The sequence below is a fragment of the Chloroflexus sp. genome (genome assembly GCF_034432675.1).
Lineage (GTDB): Bacteria > Chloroflexota > Chloroflexia > Chloroflexales > Chloroflexaceae > Chloroflexus.
This window is the reverse complement of the sequence record NZ_DAOUBI010000072.1, coordinates 1-16,281: the sequence shown is the minus strand read 5'-3', so window position 1 is coordinate 16,281 and position 16,281 is coordinate 1. Positions and strand designations below refer to the sequence as shown.

Here is a 16,281-nt window from a genome sequence, read left to right as displayed (position 1 = left end):
TGGTCATTATGACCGATGAGCCGCTTGCTCTTGACGTGCTGGCGGGCCTGGTCGAAGATTTCGCCGATTCCGATTTACCCTGGAAGGTTGACATTGTAGATTGGGCCACAACTGATGCGGGGTTTCGGGCTATCATCGCACGCGACAGCGTGCTGATACAACGTGGTATACGACAATGCCCGGAAGTAAAGGGGGCAGGATAAACAACCTGCCCCTACACAACGCGCACAAACTTACGGCGACCAACCTGTACCACGACATTAGCACCGGGCGACAGCGTTAGGGCGTAGTCCTCAACCCGTTCACCGTCAACCCGCACGCCACCACCGTCAATCAGGCGGCGCGCCTCACTCTTGCTAGGGGCGAGACCGCTGGCGACCAACACCTCAACTATCCCGCTCGGTGCGGTGAGGGTAAATGTTGGAATATCCTCGGGAATCTCGCGCTCAACGAATTGACGAACGAAGGCGGCTTCGGCGGCAGCGGCAGCAGCCGGGTCGTGGAACTGCGCCACAATCTCACGCGCCAGCCGCATCTTCAGATCGCGTGGATTGACCTGTCCGGCGGCCATGGCCAGCTTCATCTCGTCTATCTCTGCCAGCGGCACATCGGTCAGCACTTCAAAATAGAGAGGTAGTACCTCGTCGCTCATTGACATAATGCGACCATACATTTCCGATGGCGGCATCCGAATATCGACCGTGTTATTAAACGTCTTCGACATCTTACGGCCATCGGTGCCGGGAATGAGCGGCACGAGGAAGACCTGTTGCGGCGTCATACCCAGTTGCGCCATCAATTCACGACCGGCGAGGATATTGAATTTCTGGTCGGTACCGCCGAATTCCACATCGGCCTTGATCGCCACCGAGTCATACGCCTGAAGCATCGGATACATCAATTCGAGGATGGTCAGTGGCGCACCGGTTTCATACCGCTTACGGAACGTTTCGTGGGCCAGCATTTGGGCCAGGGTGAAGCGACCGGCCAGATCGAGGGCATGCTCCAGCGTGAATTGACCAAACCATTCACTCTGCCAGCGCACCTCGGTACGTTGACGATCAATAACACGGAAGAACTGCTCCATGTAGGTCTCGGCGTTGGCCCGTACCTCGGCAGCCGACAGGCGGGTACGGGTTTCGTCGCGACCACTCGGATCGCCGATTTGTGCCGTCCAATCACCGACAATCAACACCACCTGATGCCCCAGTTCCTGGAAAGCACGCAATTTTCGCAAACCAACAGCGTGGCCGATGTGCATATCGGGCTTGGTGGGATCAAAGCCCTGTTTTAGCCTCAGTGGCGTTCCACTTTGCAAGCGAGTGCGCAGTTCGCTCTCAACAATTACCTCAGCAACGCCGCGCCGTAATAGTTCGGACAGATCCATCCCAGACGCTCCCAGCACGTTATTAAGACTGCAAACGTAGTTTATGCTAACAGGGAGCGGGGTGTGTGTCAAGCGAAAAACGCGAGAGGATATGGAGAGTAATCGGACACCGCCACCAGAACTTCAGGTGGTGAGCGCAAGACGTTCTTCTATCCGGTCGTGGAATTTCGCACGGTTGATGGAGAACTCACTCGCTTCGAGAGCAGCACCGGCAGTAAGCCGTCGTCGTACCGTGTCGGTGATACCGTCAAGGTGCGCTACGACCCGCAAACGCCGCAGTCAGCATTGATCGATATCTTGGGAAGTCTGGATGCCGTCAGGTATTGTGATGGAGTTGGGAGGCTTTCTCGCGCTGATGGGCGTTCTCGGTCTTCTCCACACGCTGGTAGTTCTGCTGAAATGGGGAGGATTGTTCGGACTGTTCGGCATTATTCTGCTGCGGCGGAGAAATAATGAGCAGTTGTTGCCCTGTTGCAATGATTGACTCTCGGCGACAGCCGTCGCCATTAGTCGTGATGATCACGCTGTGCTAACGGCAAAGTGCCACCATGCCCGCTCAGATACGATACCGTGCGTCGTTATGGGATAAGGCGATCTGGTTGCGGTACGTAGACTAACGCGTCGCTGTATCTTCCCTTGTCCCAACACGTGCATATACCAAACCAACAAGACGTCGTGCTCAAGGCACGACGTCCGGCGTTTGCCCCCACGGCTTCACCTTCCGCATCGGTGGTTTCGGTTGGTGGCAGCACGGCGCTGCAGCTAGCCTCGCTGGACCACACATGTACCCGGCACTCGTGGTCTGCCGTCAGTTCCACGCCACTTTATCACATTGTCGCTTGATGACAACAGAGCAAGCAGTTGTACTATTGCAAAGAGTAGTTAGGAGGTACTTTAGTGATGCGCGTGTCGTGATGTTTGGTGTGGAAGCTGTGCATCCACATGCAGCGTGTTTGCAAGAGCGAGTGTGATTAACACCAACATTCTGATTGCACGTGCAGTGTTTATTGTAGGGGAATGGTGTTCAGTTTATATGCCTGGGCTACAACGATCAGGCTGTCTAATAGTTGCTAACCTGTCACCAGGAACGATCTGTGACCTATCGGTTGTATCCTCGCTGACTACATAGTTTCCTATACCGGAGTAGATCATCGCGAAACCCTGGGTGAACTGGCCGGAGCACTGAGGGCAGCGCTCGATTTTTGGCATACGCATCGGTGTCGGTATCGCCGGCAAAAGCGGTTACAAGCGCAGATAGTTATACGGGACTGTTTTAGTATCGTTCAAGAACATCCGAAAACGTAGCGAGTGCATCCCTAAGCAGCCATGTTTTGACGTGGTAGCGAACTCTAGGAGTGAAGAACGATTGGATCATCGAGTCAGTGTTGCCAATGCTGCCTGCAACTGATCTGAGAGATTGAGAGGACTGCCGTTCAATCGAATAATAGACCGCGCACCAACTTGCCGGGCGATGGTTGCATCCTCGTCATCGTTGATCAACGCAATCAGTGTTGTATTGTGATTCACTTGTTCCCAGATCTGAATTGGTGTGGCTCGCTGAACCTCGGCCACGATGAGCGCCGGATGGGGATTGTGAGCGAGTAATCCCTGGGCTGCGATCTCGTTATCGGCAATGAGCAGGCGATAGCCATGTACATTGAGCGTAGCAATAATTGCTGCGCGCACAATATCATCATGACAGACGATAAGCGCTTCAGGTGATGAACTACTGCGACGGTCATTAAGAGAGGGAGGGATTGCATCATCACTTCGTTGATCTATCTTATACGCACTGCCGGCAATCTGCTTGGCCGCCTGTTTCAATTCCGCTGCAACCCGCCCTACTTCGTCATAATTGCGAAAGGTGCGCGTGTAGGTAGTTACCACTGCGATAGAAAGGCTAATAATTCCAAACTGGCGTACAATACCGTAGCGATCTGTGGCAACCAGATAGCCTCGTTGGAGATCGGCCTCGTCGTACAGAGTGCGAATACGCTGATCGAAGACTTGAATAATACGTTTACATAACGTTTCAGGGTCTGCACCGAAGTGAATCACCACAAAATCGTCACCACCGATATGGCCGATAAAGTCTCCCGGATGGCACTGTTCCTGTAAGACACTGGCTACGAGATGCAGCGCCTTATCCCCACGCGCAAACCCGTAAACATCATTGAACGCTTTGAAATTATCGAGATCGATATACAGCAGAGCAAATTTAGCCCCTTGCTGGAGTTGACGATTGATCTCGGCCTGAATGGAGACATTGCCGGGTAAGCCGGTGAGCGGATTCCGGGCCGGTAATTGCGATGCTCGTCGCAATTGTGAGCGTACACGGGCCAGCAATACTTCGCGTTCATAAGGTTTGACAATATAGTCATCCGCACCGGTCTCCAATCCTTCAACAATGCGCGACGAATCGCCAAGTGCAGTGAGGATGAGCATCGGCAGATGTGACGTACGGGTGTCGTTACGCAGTTGGCGGATTGCTTCCAGGCCATCCATCAATGGCATGAGCAGGTCAACCAGAATCAAATCCGGTGGATGTTCCTGGGCGCGTTCCACCAGGAGGTGGCCATTAGGTACCAGTTCTACCTCGTACCCTTCACTTACCAGAATTTCCCGCAGGAGCATGCCCACATCTGGTTCATCTTCGGCAACAAGAATGCGAGCCGACGCTGTCATGTTACGCTCCTACTGCATCGTATGCATCATATGAGTAAATGCTTGATGAAAGCAAAATCTTTCCAGTATTTATAGGATACCACACACTGGTGATCCGTGAAGGAGCCGTTGGTCCTAAAATTGTATGCTGTCTCGGCTCAAAAAGGTTCTTTCAAAATCAGAAATGTATGCTATAATTACTATCTTGTGTGGCGTATCTTCGTCACGATGTAATGTCGATATGTGAAACGGGATACCATGACTACTTTTGCTGAGTTGGGCCTGAGTGATGCGCTGGTGGGCACATTGAGCGGGCTTGGCTACGACGAACCAACACCCATTCAGGCTCAGTCCATTCCATTGTTACTTGCCGGTCGCGACGTGATCGCTCAGGCCCAGACCGGCACCGGGAAGACGGCAGCATTTGCGTTGCCGATGATTGAACGTGTCACCGACGCGCTGGTGGTGCAGGCGCTTGTCCTGGCCCCTACCCGCGAGCTGGCCGTACAGGTGGCAGAGGCAATCCATCGCTATGGTCGCCACCGTTCGTTGCGCGTATTACCGATTTATGGTGGCCAACCCATTGAACGCCAGTTGCGCGGGCTGGCTCAGGGGACGCAGGTCGTGGTTGGGACACCAGGACGGGTGCTCGATCATCTCAAGCGTGGCAGTCTGTGCTTTGATCACCTGCGTATGGTGGTGCTCGACGAAGCTGATGAGATGCTCGATATGGGCTTCGCTGAGGAGTTGGAGGCGATTTTGCAGTTGACCCCAACGGAACGGCAGACCGCTCTCTTCTCGGCGACGTTGCCGCCGGCAGTGCAAAACTTAACCCTGCGTTATACCCGCCAGCCGGTGCGGGTGAGCATTGCTGCCGAGCAATTGACGACCCCGCGTATCCGGCAAGCTTACTACGAAGTGCTGGTCCGTGACAAGCTCGATGCTCTCTGCCGGGTGCTCGATGCCGAAATGCCTCAGTTGGCGATTGTGTTTTGTCGAACACGCCAGGAGGCCGATGATATTGGTGAACGGCTGCAAGGACGGGGTTACGCTGCCGAGTCGCTGCACGGCGATTTAAGCCAGGCCGCCCGTGATCGGGTGATGCGACGTTTCCGCGAAGGGCAACTTGATGTGTTGGTGGCAACCGATGTTGCGGCGCGCGGTCTTGACATCGCCGAGGTGAGTCACGTTATCAACTACGATGTACCCACTGACCCCGAAAGCTACGTACACCGGATTGGTCGTACTGGACGGGCCGGGCGCGAAGGGGTGGCGATCACCTTTATCACCCCACGCGAACGCCGCATGTTACAGATTATCGAGCGGGTGACTCGCACCCGGATCGAGCGCTGCCAGATGCCGACACTGGCCGATGTGGCGGCCCGCCGTCGTTCGGCGCTGGTCGATCAATTGCGGGCAGCGATGGCCGATCCTGCGCTTGCCGGCTACACCACCCTGATCGATGAACTGGTGGCCACAGGTGATCTGCGCACGGTAGCTGCCGCTGCATTGAAACTGCTCTTGAACGAAAATCAGACCGATCAGGTTGATACGATTACCCGGCTCGACCCACCGCCTGCTGAGCGTCCGCAGCGCGAACGCTCGGAACGATCTGCGCGTTCGCCACGCACCAAAGCCGACGCACGCAGCGAGCGTACTGAGCGGACGATGGTACGCTTGCAGATCAACCTTGGGCGCAACGATCAGATTCGCCCTGCTGACATCGTCGGCGCCATTGCAAACGAGTCCGGATTGCCCGGACGCAGCATCGGCGAGATCGAAATTCGGGCCCGGACAAGCGTCGTCGAAGTACCACGTCGGGCAGCCCAACAGGTGCTCCAGGCGCTTAATCGGACAACGTTGCGCGGTCAGCGTGTCCGGGCTGTGCTTCTGGCAGAGGCGGCAGTGGCTGCCTGAACGGCTGGCTATGATGGGAGGATTGACCAGCTTCAATCCACGTCCATCATCCAAACGCTCTAGCATTGCCATCGCCTCTACCACGGCTCTGCCAAATTGCAGAGAGAAGCGGGCGCTTGCCCGCTTCTCTCCTTTCAGCCTCGCCGGGCTATGCTATAATCAGTGGCGAGATGCGTACACCTGTGCGAACAATGGTGGAAAGGATGGCCATGAGCGCCGAGCGGCTGGTCAATCCACATTCAGATAGCGACGACCAACAGGTTGAAAAGAGCCTTCGTCCCCGCACCCTCAGCGAGTTTATCGGCCAGGAGAAGGTTGTCGAGCAACTGCGGATTGCCATCGCCGCGGCTCGTGGGCGGAATGAGTCGCTCGATCACACCCTCTTTTATGGCCCACCGGGGTTGGGCAAAACATCGCTGGCGAACGTGGTGGCCAACGAGATGGGTGCCAAAATCAAGATTACCAGTGGGCCGGCAATTGAACGGGCCGGCGATCTGGCTGCTATCCTGACCAATCTCCAGGCCAATGATGTATTGTTTATCGATGAGGTACATCGCTTGAATCGGGCCGTTGAAGAGGTACTGTATCCGGCGATGGAAGATTTTGCGCTCGATCTGGTGGTTGGCAAAGGGCCAGGTGCCCGCAGTTTGCGCCTTAACCTGCCCCGCTTTACCGTGATCGGTGCCACCACCCGTTTGGCGTTACTCACCTCACCCCTGCGCGACCGTTTTGTCGCTGTGCATCGGCTGGTCTTCTATTCTGATGACGCGATGACCGAAATTGTTAGCCGTTCAGCGCGCATTCTTGGCGTTCCTATCAGCCCCGAAGGTGCTCGCGAAATTGGTCGTCGCGCCAGAGGAACACCTCGGATTGCGAACCGGATTTTGCGCCGGGTACGCGATTATGCCCAGGTTGTGGCCGATGGCGCGATCACGCTTCAGGTGGCGCGGGATGCGCTGGCCCAGCTTGAGATCGACGAATTGGGCCTTGATGAGAATGACCGTCGTCTGCTCCGGGCAATCATTGAACTGTTCAACGGTGGCCCGGTCGGTCTCAGTACCCTTGCCGCAGCCCTGGCCGAAGAGGTTGATGCTATCGAAGACGTGTACGAACCATTTTTGCTGCAACTCGGTTTCTTGCAGCGCACCCCACGAGGGAGGATTGCAACCCGGCGGGCTTACGAACATCTTGGCCTGCCCTACCCGGACCGCACCCTACCGACTGACGACGAGAGTGGGCCGCAACAGGCAACACTATTTTGATCATGCCGCACCATCCCTTGCTTTCGATTGCCATCATTGCCCGTGATGAAGAGCGTCATCTTGCCGGTTGTCTGCGCAGCATCGCCGGCCTGAGCGATGATGTAGTCGTTATCGTGGATGCCCAGACTCGTGACGCTACCGCGGCGATTGCCGCAGAGCACGGTTGTCGGGTGTTGATTGAGCCGTGGCGTGGCTTTAGTGCCCAACGTAATCTCGCGCTACGACAGTGTCGAGGCGATTGGGTACTCTTCATTGATGCAGATGAGCGCCTGACGCCGGAACTATTCATCGAACTTGCCACATGGAAGCGGACAACCCCTCCGCCCGACCTTGCCGGTTACCGGATTCCCCGCTACAACCTGTTTTTTGGTCGGCGTCTGCGTGGTGGCGGCTGGTACCCGGATTTTCAGCTTCGCCTGCTGCGGCGCAATGCGGCTCATTACGATGAGCAGGTTGCAGTACACGAAGTGGCAACGCTGAACGGCACCGTCGGAACAATGCGTGGGCATCTGCTCCATCTCAACATCGAACGGCTTGATGAATTGTGGCAAAAACAGGCCCGCTACGCGCTCGCCGAGGCAATGACGCTGTATCGGCATGGTAAACGGATGCGGCTGCGTAATCTGATCGGTGCGCCGACCCGCGAGTTTTGGCGCCGCTACGTTCAGCTCGGCGGCTGGCGGGATGACTGGTTGGGGCTGTTTCTTTGTGCTACCATGGCCTGGTATGAAGTGGTAAAGTTTTGTATGCTGTACGGATTACGGCATGTTTCACGACAGTGACCTGTGAATCTAGCTTCACTACCCAACAATTCTCGTACACCATCCTTCCTTCACTATTTCTTGCTCTTCTTAAAACATCTTTTACCCCAGATAAGTGTCTTGTGGTATGATAAGTTAAGGAGTTAAACCTCGGCGTTGCTCAGACATTATCTCGTTGTGATTGAACATTTACCCTGGAATGATGAGGGTAGATAGCTATACTAAAGTAGAGCTCGCGATGCACTAGCCGACTATCACCTTGATGCTGTATCTGAATGATACACTGCTGGACGACAGCGTTAGTACAGTGGAGCCCCTACTGCCACACAAACGACAATCCACTAACGACTTGCCGGTGCTACACCTGGTAGCGTTTCAGCACGAGGCTCACATCTGAGAAATGCACATTGTTGAGCAAGATTTGGTGTTACACAGGTAAGATAAGTAATGTACTTACCATTCGTTATCCGGTTGGGCAGGACTTGTAACCCGAACTGAACCCTGGACCAGGCGCTTACTATCGGCGTAGGGCTGGTCTGACTAACCAGGTTGGAGCCGCTACCAATCTTGCAACGAAGCTACAGCGGAGTAAGCGATTCACGAAATTTGTTCCTTGCCGAAGAGATGCTCAAGATGAGTTCACCAAATCCGATAACTGCTGCCCTTGCCCAACGCCCACTCCTGATCCTCGATGGAGCATTGGCTACGGAGCTGGAGCGGCGTGGTTGCGATCTTGCCGATCCGCTTTGGTCGGCGAAGGTGTTGATCGAAAATCCATCGTTGATTCAGGCTGTGCACGCCGACTATTTTGCGGATGGTGCTGATATTGCCATTACTGCGAGTTATCAGGCAACGATTCCCGGTTTTATGGCGCGTGGAATCGCTCATGATCAGGCAATTTTGCTCTTACAGCGCTCGGTCACATTGGCACAAGCTGCACGCGATCAGTTTTGGGCTGACCCGGCGAATCGAGGCGGGCGGCTACGACCACTGGTTGCAGCCTCGGTAGGCCCGTATGGTGCATTTTTACACGATGGCTCGGAATATCGCGGCAACTACAGCTTATCTGTAGCTGAATTGATTGAGTTTCATCGACCTCGCATGGCTGCTTTGGCAGCTGCCCAACCCGATCTCTTTGCGTGTGAAACGATTCCCTGTCTCGACGAAGCACGGGCATTAGTTGCACTCCTGCCCGAATTCCCACACCTGACCGCGTGGATTAGTTTCAGTGCTCGCGATAGTACTCACACTGCTCAGGGAGAACCAATTGCCGAATGTGCTGCTGAGATTGCAGCCCATCCCCAGGTGGCCGCAATTGGGGTTAACTGTACAGCTCCTCGCTTCCTTCCCGATCTCATCCGCGCTGTACGGGCTGTTACCGACAAGCCGATAGTGGTCTATCCTAATTCGGGCGAAGTCTATGATCCGGTTGGGCAATGTTGGATTGGTACGACTGAGATTGACGATTTTGTGGCCCAGGCCAGGCAATGGTACACTGTGGGAGCACGGCTGATCGGTGGTTGCTGCCGGACTACTCCTAACCATATTCGAGCGTTGGCTGCCTGGGCTGCTGCCGGGGTAAATCATGATTGAAGCATGGCCGTTTGATCCTTTCGTTATTCCTTCGCCGCAGGTGTTGCGCGTTGGTGCATACCCTCTGCACGGCGCACCGGTTTTTCATGTCGATCCTGATCACTATCATGCTGAATTGATGCTGAAACGGGCATTGTTAGCTGCCGATCACTCATACTACGTGCAGGCATACCCTGAGACTCTGCCGGCACAGTGGGAACTGCTGGAATGGGGATTAGCTGAGCTACATCGTTTCTATCCTGATTGGTTCGTGCTGCGACGACGTGGTTCAGAACTGGAGTGGGAAAATCGGCTGACTAATCAGGTGTCATCAATTCGGATTGGTAATGATCTTGGCCTATGGCCAATCGATTGGCTCGGTCGCCAGGTTCAGGAAGATTTGCTGCTGATAGCGGTCAATGAAACCTCTGGGCATCCACTCATTGCCGGTCAGCTCTGCTTTCCCAACCGCTGGTGTCTCTCTGATAAGATGGGGTTACCGCTATCCGCTATTCACGGGCCGGTGCCCGGTTTCATCGCGCAACTGACCCAATCAACTGTTCAATTGATAAGTCGACTGCAACCGCAGCGTCCGGTCTGGCGGCGTAACTGGTCACTGGCGGTGCTTCCCGATCTTGATCTTTCGCCGCGGCTCGGTTCTCTCGATCGGCAAAAGAGCACAGTAACTGCAGATAATGCCGGTGAACGTGTCTTTTACCGTGTGGAGCGACAGACGCTTGTTCGGATGGCTCGCCATCCGGTAGTCTTGTTTACAGTGCGTACCTACGTGGTATCGCTAGCACAACTGACTAGCGATCCGCAGTGGACGGCTGCCATGGCTCAGCTCCTCCGACAGCTCGATCCGGCGATCCTTGATTATAAAGGAGTTACCCCCTACCTGCATCCGCTCCTGGAGTATTTGGATCGTCAACTGTACGATCTAGCGTCGTAGCCTGCCGCGCATCGATCAGCCGGACAGGCTGAGTTGCCAGACAAAGATGTGCTATCATATGTCGGCGATGAGGCAAATGGAGGAGACGTTCATGAGAGAAAATCCAGAACGGCAGACCAGAAGTGCTGAACCTCGACCAGGTGATGCAGCTCAGCGACGTGATACAGCACGTACTGAACGTCTGGACGCAACAGCGTCTGCGCCGCGCTGGCGACCGACATCTGCTGTCAGTGGTACTACATACAGCGGTAATTTTGCCCAGATTTTGATTCGGTGGTTACAGCAACGGGGTTGGATGTACCTGATTGGTGGTCTTGTTCTCATCGTCCTGATTTTTATCTTGTCGCTGTCTCTGCTACGGGGTGATCGTCGGGAAGCGCCCATAGGTGTTCCTACTGCCCCTATACTTGAACAACCTACGACTGCTACTGATGCCCAAAGTGGTACCGGCACCTTAGCTCCTACTGCAGCCCCAACACCCGCTCCGCGTTTCTTTGTGATTGTCAATACCGGCGGTCAGGGTCTCTTCCTCCGTCCTCAACCCAATCGCAATAATCAGCCGATTGCCACGCTTCCTGATGGTACCCGCGTTGAGCAGATCGGCGATGATGTTGTCGGTGCTGATTTTGTCTGGCGACCGGTACGCACCCCTGATGGCCTAGAAGGGTACGTTGCCGTCGATTTTCTTGCCCCGGCTCAGTAAACAACATCAGTTCAGTGAGGCACGGCACGCCGTGCCTCTACCGGCGAATGTCAACCCTGGCGTAATCGGAGTCGTATCCACGCTATTCAGGAATGACTCTCGTGCTTTACCCCCGTGTGGCACCGGCAGATACCCCGAAAGTGCACATATCCGGCTCGTCTACCACCTGAAACCGCACATCTTGCCTGCTTCTGGTGCTATAATGCAACTTTGAACAAACTCGCGCATGCGGGAAAGGCCCCACACCGGTAATTCCCGCCCCCAACGGGGCGGGTAGGATGGGGGCTTTCACATCACATCTGAAAAGTAGAGAAGGTGTGAGCAGTGGTGTGCTCTGTCCTGAAGTCAAGGGATAACCGCTAATCTTCTTTCCCTCCGGAAACCTGGCGTTCCATTCCCTTCGTCAAGTCAGGTGCAGCAATGGAGAGAAAAAGATCAACCAGTTGCGGATCAAAATGTTTACCCTTTTGATTATAAATGTATTGCCAAGCTTGCTCACGACTCCATGCGTTGCGATACGGTCGATCATTTGTTAGCGCATCCCAAACATCAACCAGTGTAAAGATACGGGCCGCCAATGGAATCTGTTCGCCGCGTAAGCCTCGTGGGTAGCCAGTACCATCCCACTTTTCATGATGGCAGTATGGAATGTCCAGTGCGGGGCGCAGGTAAGCAATCGGGTAGAGTAACTCGTAGGCATAGGTTGTATGACGACGCATAATCTCCCATTCCTCTTCGGTGAGTGGTCCCTGCTTGTGCAAAATGGCGTCAGGTACGCCAATTTTGCCAATATCATGGAGCATCGCACCTCGCCACATATTGAGCTGCTCTTCTGGGGGAATATTGAGTGCCTGTGCCACAGCCAGCGTAAGTTGAGCGACCCGTTGTGAATGCCCCTCTGTCTCTTTGTCCCGGAGATCAAGGGCACGTGACCAGCCGATCAGGGTTTGATCATACGCTTCGGCAATCGCCTGGGCTGCCTGCCGGGCCTGTTCGGTCAGGAGACGCTCCTGAGCTGCTGCGCGCTCTCGCTCTTCAATTAATCGGCGGTAGCGGTTGATCCGCTGCATCGTGCGCACCCGCAGGCGCAACTCGCTCAATTCGACCGGCTTGGATAAAAACTCATCAGCCCCGGCTTTTACCCCTTCCAGCCGCGAAGCCCGATCATCAAGTGCGGTAATCATAATAATGGGAACTTCAGCCGTCAGCGGATCTTCACGCAACATGCGGCAGACACTGAACCCATCGAGATCGGGCATCATGACATCAAGCAGGATGAGATCGGGTAACTCAGACCTGGTAGCTGCAATGCCGCTGTGCCCTGATGCTGCAGTGCGGACGACACAGCGTTCACGTTTGAGCAGACTGCTTAGAATATCGCGCACATTAGGATCATCATCAATGACCAATACGTTGTAAGGTTGACTCTGCATAGGCTATGATGCTTTCCGGTTTAACGGAGGTCGCTGCGATGTTTATTGTAGCATAGCGTGACGTGGTATATCGGCTTCAGATCGTGCTGATAAAATTCCGGCATAACCCTATCTGTAAATATAGATAGCTTGGCCGCGTTTAGTATCGACGTCATAAAGCGGATCGACCATCACCCATGTTGAACTGCGCGGTAAAAATTCCTTGCTCATTTTAGATCAGTATGATTACTATCATGTTACCAAAGCCATCATGCTTTTTGTTGATAGTTCCATATCAAACGGTTTGGAAGTGGAGCGTATTGGAGAAGGCTGCAATATTAAACACCATCGCATTTGACAGACAGGCAACAGCGTAGCTCTCACTTCTGCCTGTGTACCGGAAATGGGTAACTTACGCTCATTCACACTCCGCTGTCGCTCTGGGTAATATCCAATCTGGTTTGTATAGAAGTCATCGCTCGCAAGTATACCATCACACCGGCAGTGACTGCGGACATAAGAACGGCGTTGCCGTCGGGCACACCGTGGTATCACGCGCCGGCGTGGATACGGTGTTCGAGGTCGGATTGCCCGTGATGCGTCGTTTGACGTGGGGAAGCCACGCTTTCCCATCTGTCGTACGCACCGGCAGGCGTGGGTCGCAGGGTGTACCGTTGCCCCAATTGTTGAAACATCGTTGAATCGCCTGATCGCCAGGCGTCTGGGCTAAGGTGAACAACGTTCGTATGAGTGAAAGTAATCCTTCACCAACCCGTTATTCTGTGCGCTATTGCCGCGATCTGGTAATCTGCGCAATATCGTGCGGTCTAATGCGATCCCATCACGCTGCTACCTTCTCGCGCACCAGTTGTTCGCTGAACTCCCACAACCTCTTCGCCAGGGCTGTATCTTGCGCTGCTGCTGATGGTTTGACAGGCTTCTTGCGCACAAAATACTGCCCACTGATCCCCACAACTTCAGGTGATGAAGCCAGGTAAATCGAGGTCGCTGCTCCCTGTTCCGGCGAGATCATGAAAGGGCGGGCAAGGCGGAAGAAGAAGGCAAACAGGCCACGAGCGTCGGCGGCAAAATTGGTGGCGACTGCGCCGGGGTGCAGGCTGTTTGCAGTCACCCCACTGCCCTGCAAGCGACGGGCCAGTTCGTTTGTGAACAGAATGTTGCACAGCTTGGAGTCACTGTAAGCCTGGGCAATGTTGGGGCGCTGAGGAGAAGCGATCTGAGGGATTGCGATTCTGCCGGCGACATGCGCGAAAGAAGAAACGTTGATGATACGGGCCGGCGCACTGGCGATGATCCGTTCGAGCAACAGGTTGGTGAGCAGGAACGGTGCCAGATGATTAACGGCAAAGGTCATTTCGTAACCGTCGGCGCTGGCCAGGGGTTCTGATACAAACAGACCGGCATTGTTAACCAGGACATCGATCCGTGGGCAGCGCTCCAGAATGTCACCGGCAGCACGGCGTACTGATGCCAGTGAGGCAAAATCGGCCAGTACCAGCTCTGGTTCTGGTGCTCCTTTAGCTTCTTGCATGATCCGTTGCCGGGCCGCTTCACCCTTGCTCTGTGAACGGCAAACCATGATCACGTGCGCTCCCATCGCAGCCAGTTCGCGTGCCGTAACGTAACCAATACCCGAATTAGCACCGGTGACAATCACCGTTTTTCCTTGCATCGTCTGCTCCATTGTTCCTTGCCTCATTCATACAAAAACCCCGGTACATCAACCGGGGTCTTCTCGTGTCACGTGCATCCTTTTGTACTATACCACAGGTACAGGTGCTACTTGGTTGATCATGGTTCTCAGAACAAGAGGGGAGCGCAGTTTATAACTTATCGAACGCTCGTAGCCGGTCAATAGTGCCCTGTTCCTCTGGTGGGCATTCGGTAGCGAACCAGGCATCGAGAATTTCGCGCACCAGTTCAGGCGTTGTGGTACGCAGACTCAGTGCCAGCACATTCGCATCGTTCCATTTTCGCGCTCCTGCTGCCGTCTGTGCATCGTGACAGAGGGCTGCACGGATACCGGGTACTTTGTTGGCGGCGATGCTCACCCCGGTACCGGTGTAGCAGCACACGATACCCTGATCGGCCTGCCCGGCGGCCACAGCTTCACCAACTGCCCGCCCCACATCGGGCCACGGGTCAGATGTGCCGGCAAGTGGCCCAAACAAGATCAAATCATGACCACGCTGTTTAAGCTCGGTGATGAGCGCGTCGGTTAGGTAAGTCCGTTCATCACTCCCTACAGCAATCCGCATACGACATCCTTTCCCACTGTATGGCTCTCACTGTCAATCCGGAACTACAGAGGATGCACCATACCGTTCAATTCGACTGCGGAGTCGTGCAGACAGATGTGGGCTGGCCGAACCAAGGGCGGCGAGAATAAGTTCAGCTTCGGCACGATACGCAGCGATCCGCTCCCTCGACCAATGGTCAGGCGGTGGTGTTGATAGATTGCTGATCCGGTCGGCCAGCTTCACCAGCCAGACCTCGTGCGGTTGTTGCTGGATACGGCGCAGGCTGTCGGCCATCCGTTCGGCCTGGGGGAGAGTCAGGTCTTTTGTAAGTGCCCGCACTCCCGCCGTGATCGCCGAACCGAAGAACTGAGTCAATGTTGCCTCGTCAGTATCAGTATCCTCAAGCACATCGTGCAAAAGCGCACAGCAAAGCGCCAGCGTCGTATCGTGCCCTGGCTCAATCATCAGCGTTGTCGCCACTTCCAGGGCAACGTCGCATAGATGCACGAGGTACGGCCAGGTGCTGCCAGGGCGCACCTGGCCGTTGTGAGCTTGGGTAGCAAAGAAGAGCGCAGTCTGTACCAGATCAGGTGTTTGCATATCGGTTTAGACCGGGCCAAGTGTCACGTGACATTACCGCGGCTATGGAGCCTAGTCAACCGGTTGCGCGTCACGCTCCTTCGTAATATCACGCAATGTGCTCAGATCGCGGATCCGTTCCGTGAAGAGGATACCGTTGAGATGATCAACTTCGTGCTGAATGGCCCAACCCAATAAATCACCGGCACGGCGCAAGCGATGATGCTTGCCGTTTAGATCCTGAAATTCCACCGTCACCCATGTCTGACGCGGCACCATCCCGTACCAACCGGGGAGACTGAGGCACCCTTCGTCGCGCATAACCTCTTCCCCGCTCATCTTGACAATGCGCGGGTTAATCAACACGTATGGTTCGGCTGGTGCCACTTCAACCACACTGCCGTCGGCAAGCTCCTCATATTCGGCAGGGATTTCAATAATACAAAGCTGGATGGGAATGCCAATTTGGGGCGCGGCCAGCCCGACTCCGTGGGCAGCGCGCATGGTCTCAAACATGTCGGCCACCAGTTGCTTGAGATTGCGATCTGGCGACTTGACCGGGCGACATTGCATCTTGAGGATCTTACGGTCCTCAGCATCGTCAATCCGCAGAATACGTCGAATAGCCATATGATGTGTGTTCCTTGCCCGTAGGCTTCAATCAGTTACTTTTTCCATTCTACGACAGCGTGAGATTTGTGGCAAGGTTACCAGATGGTGGGATGAAAGAGGGAATTAGAACTTATTTCATAAAACGCTGTACTGTCGCGCTCTAACAACCATCTGCGGTGCTATCACGCGCTGGATTGGT

15 protein-coding genes and 1 pseudogene are annotated in these 16,281 nt (G+C 54.7%); 9 read left to right on the top strand and 7 right to left on the bottom strand.

Features of this window, described 5'->3' with window-relative positions; translation table 11 throughout:
* Positions 1 to 8 precede the first annotated feature (8 nt).
* Positions 9 to 203, top strand: coding sequence for a hypothetical protein (locus VAE55_RS05685; RefSeq protein ID WP_322814833.1), 195 nt, complete (start codon positions 9 to 11; stop codon positions 201 to 203).
* An 11-nt stretch (positions 204 to 214) separates the two neighbouring features.
* On the opposite strand, the gene tyrS is transcribed toward VAE55_RS05685, so the two are convergent.
* Positions 215 to 1,402 (bottom strand): tyrosine--tRNA ligase, encoded by a 1,188-nt coding sequence (tyrS, locus tag VAE55_RS05680; RefSeq protein WP_416181170.1) that lies wholly within the window; start codon positions 1,400 to 1,402, stop codon positions 215 to 217.
* A 144-nt stretch (positions 1,403 to 1,546) separates the two neighbouring features.
* On the opposite strand from tyrS, the pseudogene VAE55_RS19105 reads away from it, so the two are divergent.
* Both VAE55_RS19105 and VAE55_RS05675 read left to right on the top strand, forming a co-directional pair.
* A pseudogene (locus VAE55_RS19105) lies at positions 1,547 to 1,675 on the top strand (DUF3592 domain-containing protein); the annotation flags it as partial.
* A gap of 22 nt (positions 1,676 to 1,697) precedes the next feature.
* Positions 1,698 to 1,871 (top strand): hypothetical protein, encoded by a 174-nt coding sequence (locus tag VAE55_RS05675; protein ID WP_322814831.1) that lies wholly within the window; start codon positions 1,698 to 1,700, stop codon positions 1,869 to 1,871.
* Positions 1,872 to 2,758: 887 nt separating this feature from the next.
* Here the strand turns inward: VAE55_RS05675 and VAE55_RS05670 are convergent.
* The gene (locus VAE55_RS05670) at positions 2,759 to 4,072 is read right to left on the bottom strand and encodes a response regulator (RefSeq protein WP_322814830.1); all 1,314 of its coding nucleotides are present in this window, start codon (positions 4,070 to 4,072) and stop codon (positions 2,759 to 2,761) included.
* Between the two features lie 237 nt (positions 4,073 to 4,309).
* Between VAE55_RS05670 and VAE55_RS05665 the strand changes: the two genes are divergently transcribed.
* From VAE55_RS05665 to VAE55_RS05640, 6 genes are all read left to right on the top strand, one after another.
* A complete protein-coding gene (locus VAE55_RS05665; RefSeq protein ID WP_322814829.1) occupies positions 4,310 to 5,968 on the top strand; it encodes a DEAD/DEAH box helicase in 1,659 nt (552 codons plus the stop codon).
* Between the two features lie 209 nt (positions 5,969 to 6,177).
* Positions 6,178 to 7,230 carry a Holliday junction branch migration DNA helicase RuvB gene (gene ruvB / locus VAE55_RS05660; RefSeq protein ID WP_322814828.1) on the top strand — a complete coding sequence of 351 codons (1,053 nt, stop codon included), beginning with the start codon at positions 6,178 to 6,180 and terminating at the stop codon, positions 7,228 to 7,230.
* 2 nt (positions 7,231 to 7,232) lie between these two features.
* Positions 7,233 to 8,012 carry a glycosyltransferase family 2 protein gene (locus VAE55_RS05655; protein WP_322814827.1) on the top strand — a complete coding sequence of 260 codons (780 nt, stop codon included), beginning with the start codon at positions 7,233 to 7,235 and terminating at the stop codon, positions 8,010 to 8,012.
* Between the two features lie 612 nt (positions 8,013 to 8,624).
* Positions 8,625 to 9,584: a homocysteine S-methyltransferase gene (mmuM, locus tag VAE55_RS05650; RefSeq protein WP_322814826.1), complete on the top strand. Its 960-nt coding sequence runs from the start codon at positions 8,625 to 8,627 to the stop codon at positions 9,582 to 9,584.
* On the top strand, positions 9,577 to 10,515 hold the full coding sequence (locus VAE55_RS05645) for a DUF3445 domain-containing protein (RefSeq protein ID WP_322814825.1): 939 nt from the start codon (positions 9,577 to 9,579) through the stop codon (positions 10,513 to 10,515). The genes mmuM and VAE55_RS05645 overlap by 8 nt, the downstream gene beginning before the upstream one ends.
* 91 nt (positions 10,516 to 10,606) lie before the next feature.
* Entirely contained in the window at positions 10,607 to 11,218 is a 612-nt protein-coding gene (locus tag VAE55_RS05640; RefSeq protein ID WP_322814824.1) for an SH3 domain-containing protein, read from the top strand.
* A gap of 359 nt (positions 11,219 to 11,577) precedes the next feature.
* Here the strand turns inward: VAE55_RS05640 and VAE55_RS05635 are convergent, their stop codons facing one another.
* The 5 genes from VAE55_RS05635 to def all read right to left on the bottom strand — a co-directional run bounded on the left by VAE55_RS05635 (position 11,578) and on the right by def (position 16,100).
* Positions 11,578 to 12,651: an HD domain-containing phosphohydrolase gene (locus VAE55_RS05635; protein WP_322814823.1), complete on the bottom strand. Its 1,074-nt coding sequence runs from the start codon at positions 12,649 to 12,651 to the stop codon at positions 11,578 to 11,580.
* 820 nt (positions 12,652 to 13,471) lie between these two features.
* Positions 13,472 to 14,323: an SDR family oxidoreductase gene (locus tag VAE55_RS05630; RefSeq protein ID WP_322814822.1), complete on the bottom strand. Its 852-nt coding sequence runs from the start codon at positions 14,321 to 14,323 to the stop codon at positions 13,472 to 13,474.
* 151 nt (positions 14,324 to 14,474) lie between these two features.
* Positions 14,475 to 14,909 carry an RpiB/LacA/LacB family sugar-phosphate isomerase gene (locus VAE55_RS05625; RefSeq protein WP_322814821.1) on the bottom strand — a complete coding sequence of 145 codons (435 nt, stop codon included), beginning with the start codon at positions 14,907 to 14,909 and terminating at the stop codon, positions 14,475 to 14,477.
* A gap of 33 nt (positions 14,910 to 14,942) precedes the next feature.
* Positions 14,943 to 15,491 (bottom strand): HD domain-containing protein, encoded by a 549-nt coding sequence (locus tag VAE55_RS05620; RefSeq protein WP_322814820.1) that lies wholly within the window; start codon positions 15,489 to 15,491, stop codon positions 14,943 to 14,945.
* Positions 15,492 to 15,542: 51 nt separating this feature from the next.
* Positions 15,543 to 16,100: a peptide deformylase gene (gene def, locus VAE55_RS05615; protein WP_322814819.1), complete on the bottom strand. Its 558-nt coding sequence runs from the start codon at positions 16,098 to 16,100 to the stop codon at positions 15,543 to 15,545.
* Between the last annotated feature and the right edge of the window lie 181 nt (positions 16,101 to 16,281).